The following is a 1040-nucleotide window of genomic DNA, read 5'->3' on the forward strand; positions in this document are numbered from 1 at the left end:
CTGAGCACGTGCCACGCATTGTCGGCCACTTTTTCGACGCAAACAAGCCGGTCGGTGCCATCTGTCACGCCGCGCAGGTACTTGAGGTGGTGCGGGACAAGCTGGATGGGCGCACGATGACCGCCTACATCGCGTGCAAGCCGAGCGTCGAGGGTATGGGTGCCAAGTATGCTTCAGATACGCTGTGCGTGGAGAGCAACTTGGTTTCCGCGCATGCGTGGCCAGATCTACCCGGTTTCATGCGGGAGTTTCTTAAACTACTGAATAAGTAAGATTGCGGTTGAAAGGGGCTGTCCCAGAATTGCTGACCCAGTTAGGGATTGCCCCTTTGATTTTTCACACATCGCATTTTGGACTTATTTGTTTAAGCCTTTTGCAGAATGACTGATTCCATCGCGAGCGACAACGACAGACACTTCTCGTGAAAGATAACACATTCCATAAACCCTTTTTACTTTGCATGGATAGATCACGCCCCTTCAGCAGTGTTCGTCCGAAGCATCAGGTTGGGCAGTGTCCCGTCAAGTGGTGGAATTTCGCCGTGCGTGCCTTACGTGTGACATGGTCGTCTTTGACCCTTGGCGAACTGTATCGACCGCCGTTACGCTCCGTCAAGGGATGCTTCGCTCGTCCTTCGACGCCCTTGACGGGCGTTCGGTGGTCGATTCTCATCCGTTAGGGCCAAAGCCTCCGTGTGCATGGTCGCATCACCTCGCCGCATGCACCTATTTGTGCAATAACGCCGCTGCCGCGAGTTGGGACTGATTCGGTTTCAACTTGGCCATCGACTCCAAGCTGAAATATCTCCGTGCCACCATCCACTCTTCGTGCTGCTCTTGCAAAATGGCGCCTGCGAGTCGCAGTACGGCCTCCCGATTGGGGAAGATGCCTACGACGTCCATCCGCCTCCGCATTTCCCGATTCAGGCGCTCCAGCGGATGGGTCGAGCAGATCTGCCGCCAGTGCTCAAAGGGCAGCGCCATAAACGCCAATACGTCGTCTTCCGCATCGGACAGGATCTCCATCGCCTTCGGGAATCG

The 1040-nt window shown here is 55.5% G+C and carries 2 protein-coding genes; one reads left to right on the plus strand and one right to left on the minus strand.

Annotated elements, in window-relative coordinates:
- Positions 1–272, plus strand: a 272-nt coding sequence (locus AS26_RS13610; protein WP_174519952.1) for a DJ-1/PfpI family protein, incomplete at its 5' end; no start/stop codon positions are given.
- 453 nt (positions 273–725) lie between these two features.
- On the opposite strand, the gene AS26_RS13615 is transcribed toward AS26_RS13610, so the two are convergent.
- A partial coding sequence (locus AS26_RS13615) for a transposase (RefSeq protein WP_174519953.1) occupies positions 726–1040 on the minus strand: 315 nt, incomplete at its 5' end.

This window comes from Alicyclobacillus sendaiensis NBRC 100866, from assembly GCF_001552675.1.
GTDB classification, from domain to species: domain Bacteria; phylum Bacillota; class Bacilli; order Alicyclobacillales; family Alicyclobacillaceae; genus Alicyclobacillus; species Alicyclobacillus sendaiensis.